Raw genomic sequence first — 3,940 nt, 5'->3', positions numbered from 1 at the left:
CCGAGCAGACCGAATGCCACGACGGCGATGTCGATGTCGCTGTCGACCCGCTCGATCACGCTGGCGTGCGACGCAGTGTCCAGCGCGTCGAAGTCGATACCGTCGACGACGCAGCCCCGGTCCTCAAGCCGACGCAAGGCGGCGTCGCGTCGTTCGCCCGGACGGGCGGCGAGCGTGACACGCAGGCCCGGCGATGGTGCGGCGAATGCCTCGGCGATCGCGAGGGCGATGTCGGACGTCCCGCCGAGGAGCAGTAGGTGCCGGGGGATGCCGAGGGCATTGATCATGGGTGGGACCTCACAGGTCGAGTCGTCGGGACAGGTCGGAGCGGAGCACCCCGGCGGGGTCGACCCGCCGGCGTACGGCGAGGAACTCCTCGAGGCGGGGATACATGTGGCGCAGCGTCGTCGCCGTCGTGCGCGAATCCTTGGCGAGATAGACCCGCCCGCCGGCCGCCACGACGACGGAGTCGAGGTGCGACAGGAGACGATCCAGCCCCGACCGCACGGGGAGGTCGACCGCAAGGGTCCACCCGGGCTGGGGAAACGAAAGCGGTGAGGGGTTGGCCTGACCGAATCGCTTGAGCACATTGAGCGATGAGACGTGGCCCGATGATGCGATTTGTTCGACCGCGGCAGTGAAAGCCGCCTGCTCGTCATCGGGCACGACGAACTGGTACTGGCAGAACCCGTGTGGCCCGTAGAGCCGGTTCCAGTCGCCGATGATGTCCAGCGGGTGGAAGAACTGAGTGATGTCCTGGATCTCGCCGATCCGGTGGCGGGGCGCCTTGGCGTACCAGAGCGCGTTGAACGCTCGGGCCGACAGTCGGTTGACCATGCTCATCGGGAGGTTGAACGGGACGCGCCCGCGCTGGGATGCGGCGAAGTCGAGGGCATGGCCGCGTCGATCCGGGTCAAGGTCGGCCACTGATGCCGTGTTGCCGCGGGTGATGACCGAGCGTCCGAGTGCGTCCCCCCTGGTCGCGGTGTCGAACCAAGCGACCGAGTAGGTGTAGGCCGAGTCACCGCTGACGAGCCGTTCGAGCAGCGTCGCAAGGTCCGGGGTGCGCTCGGTGTCGACGACGAAGTAGGACGTCTCAACCCGCTTGAGCCGCACCGTCGCCTCGAGGACGATGCCGGTCAGCCCCATCCCCCCTATCGTGGCCCAGAACAACGCGGGGTCGTCATCGCCGGGCGACAGCGTCACGATGTCGCCGGAGGCCAGCATTAGGTCCATCGACTCGACGTGGTTGCCGAAGCTGCCGTCGACGTGGTGGTTCTTGCCGTGGACGTCGGCCGCGATTGCGCCGCCGACGGTGACCTGGCGGGTGCCTGGCACCACCGGGAGCCAAAGTCCGAGCGGCAGCATCGCGCGCAGCAAGCAGTCGATACTGATGCCCGCCTGCACCCGGACCGAGGGGGCGCGAGTGTCGACGTCGAGGATCGCGTCCCACCCGGTGAGGTCGAGCACGGTGCCGCCGGCGTTCTGCGCGGGATCGCCGTAGCTGCGCCCGAGGCCGCGGGTGATGGTGCCACGGGGGCCCGCCGCAGCGATGGTGCGCCGTATGGCCTCGCGGTCGTTGGGACGTACGACGTCAGCGACGGTGGGGCTCGTGCCGCCCCACCCCTTCAAGTAGGTGCCGGTCATGACGCGTAGACCCCGATCGCGAAGATCACGAGCCAGCTCACCGCGATGACCTGCAGGGCCGGGTCGTGAAGGACAGCCTCTTCCGGCTCGCCGGCAAGGCCGCGGTCAACGTCAACGGCGTAACGCAGCAGCCCCATGACGAACGGGGCGATCGAGATGGCATGCCAGTTGATCCCCGATCCGGTCGAGATCTCGAAGGCCCACAGGCTGTAAGCCGTGATCGTGACCGCGGCTGCGAGGCTCCAGACGAAACGGAGGTAGGACTCAGAGTAGGAGTCCAGCGTGCGCCGTGTCCTGGCATCCTTGCCGACGCTGCGCAGCTCGGAGTAGCGCTTGCCCGCAACCATGAACAGCGAGCCGAACGAGGCGACCAGTAAGAACCACTGCGACAGCCGCACGTCCACCGCGACACCGCCAGCGATGGCCCGGAGCAGGAAGCCCCCGGTCACGATCGCCAGGTCGATGACCGGCTGCTCCTTGAGCCAGACGGCGTAGGCGACCTGAATCAGCAGGTAGACGAGCAGGGTCGCGGCGAGCTCTCGATCGATGGCCCAGCCCAGCACGAGCGCCAGGCCGGCGCAGACGGCGGAGGTCGTGACGGCCGTCATCGGCCGGAGCGCGCCCGAGGCAATAGGACGGAGCTTTTTGCGAGGGTGCCTGCGATCCTCGTCAATGTCGATGACGTCATTGAGGAGGTAGATCGCGTTGGCGGCGAGGGTGAACGCGACGAACGTTCCGAGCACGTCAAGGATCGTCGCTGCGTCCCATCGGACTCCAGCAGCTAGTGGGGCAGCCACGACAAGGAGATTCTTGGTCCACTGACGCGGACGCATCGAGCGCACCAGAGCGTGGGCGGTGCGCGACGGTGTGCTCATGGTGGGTGCCAGCCTAGTGGCGGCCAAGGATCGTGCCGCGCTGGTCGTGTTCACGGCTCCTTCTTGGTAAGTGACCCCGGTTCGCTGTTAAGATGAATCAGTATTGAGGGAGGGACTCAACGTGGGAACAATCACAGGCGGCATCGTCGCTTTCATCGCTGGTCTTGGTTTGGCCGGAGCCACAGTCGTAGGTGTCGTGCAGTCGCAGCAGAGTGCTGGCGAATCGCCGATCAACACTTCGAACGTGAGTTACGGCTCCAACAATTGACATTGGCGCTCTGGCGCTGAAAAAACAAGAGGTCGGACTCCTTCGGGGTCCGACCTCTTGTTTTCGTCTTGTTTCTGGTCGTCATGTCAGCGTGAGCGGGCGCCTGCGAGCACGCGAGCGAACTCTTTTCGAGACGCCCCCCAGGTGAATGTGCTGGATTTCGCCATCGCTCCGTTGCCGAGGAACGCACGCCACTCATGGTCCTCGATGAGCTCGCGAAGTGCTGCTGTGAGCTCATCGGGAGTGTCGACGAGCACGCCACTGCCCTTGTGGTCGATCGACTCGGTGGTGCCTCCGGCGGTGCTGTAAGCCACGGTCGGAGTCGCGTGCCCGCCGGCCTCGCCGATGACGATGCCCCAGCCTTCCTTGAGGGACGGCAGCGCCATGACCCAGGACTGCGCGAGCAGCTCGTGCTTGGTGGTGTCGTCGACGAACCCGTGAAACACGACCTGGTCGGTCACCCCGAGACGTGCGGCGTAAGCCGTGAGCTCGTCGTCCCACCAGCCGGCGCCGATGATGTCGAGCACGAGCTCGGGGTGGTCGGCGCTCATTGCGGCGACGGCGTCAATGGCGTGCTCGACCTGCTTGTGCGGCACGAGCCGGCCGACAACACTGACGCGTGGCGTGGCCGAGCGGCGGGCGTACACGAACGGAGCGGGGTCGTTGCCGTTGTGGACGATCGTGATGCGGTCACGGTCGACACCGAGCTCGATGAGCTCGAGCTTGGTAGCCATCGACACTGCGACGTACTGGCAGGCGCGGTAGAGACGCGGCGCGAGGCGGCTCTCGATCCACCAGCCGACACGGCCGATGAGCCCCGGATAAACCACAGGCCACTGCTCGCGGTGCACGTGGTGGACCAGGACGACCACGGGCTTGCGGGTCGCAAGGCGGGTGAAAAACGGCAATCCGTTCTGAACGTCGACGACGAGGTCGACCTTGCCGTAGCGGCCCAGCAGCAGGGCCATGAAGGTGCGTGCGTAGATATCCATCTTCGTCCCGCGGCGCACGAACCGGACACCGTCGACGGTCTCGTCCCGGGGCGCGCCCGCATGAGCGGCGCACGCGATCGTCACGTGGTGGCCCTGCTCGACGAGCCCTCGAGCCATGTTCTCGACGTAACGCTCGGAACCGCCTCCTTCGGGGTTCT

The 3,940-nt window shown here is 66.5% G+C and carries 3 protein-coding genes and 1 pseudogene; all 4 read right to left on the bottom strand.

All coding sequences use genetic code 11. From position 1 onward, the window contains the following. Window positions 1–287, bottom strand: a pseudogene (locus H7290_RS08190) (decaprenylphospho-beta-D-erythro-pentofuranosid-2-ulose 2-reductase); the annotation flags it as partial. A 10-nt stretch (window positions 288–297) separates the two neighbouring features. Further along, entirely contained in the window at window positions 298–1,647 is a 1,350-nt protein-coding gene (locus H7290_RS08185; protein ID WP_290513532.1) for an FAD-binding oxidoreductase, read from the bottom strand. Next, window positions 1,644–2,522, bottom strand: coding sequence for a decaprenyl-phosphate phosphoribosyltransferase (locus tag H7290_RS08180; protein ID WP_290513531.1), 879 nt, complete (start codon window positions 2,520–2,522; stop codon window positions 1,644–1,646). The genes H7290_RS08185 and H7290_RS08180 overlap by 4 nt, the downstream gene beginning before the upstream one ends. A 354-nt stretch (window positions 2,523–2,876) precedes the next feature. Further along, the coding region (locus H7290_RS08175) for a glycosyltransferase family 4 protein (RefSeq protein WP_290513530.1) at window positions 2,877–3,940 on the bottom strand (1,064 nt) is incomplete at its 5' end.

The sequence above is a fragment of the Aeromicrobium sp. genome, from assembly GCF_014378035.1.
In the GTDB taxonomy this organism is placed as follows: domain Bacteria; phylum Actinomycetota; class Actinomycetes; order Propionibacteriales; family Nocardioidaceae; genus Aeromicrobium.
The sequence above is the reverse complement of the archived record's forward strand: the minus strand, read 5'-3'. Positions and strand labels throughout refer to the sequence as shown.

Bases quoted from the DNA above. Each gene is read 5' to 3' on its own strand.
- H7290_RS08185 (WP_290513532.1), bottom strand. From the start codon at position 1,647: ATGACCGGCACCTACTTGAAGGGGTGGGGCGGCACGAGCCCCACCGTC.
- H7290_RS08180 (WP_290513531.1), bottom strand. From the start codon at position 2,522: ATGAGCACACCGTCGCGCACCGCCCACGCTCTGGTGCGCTCGATGCGT.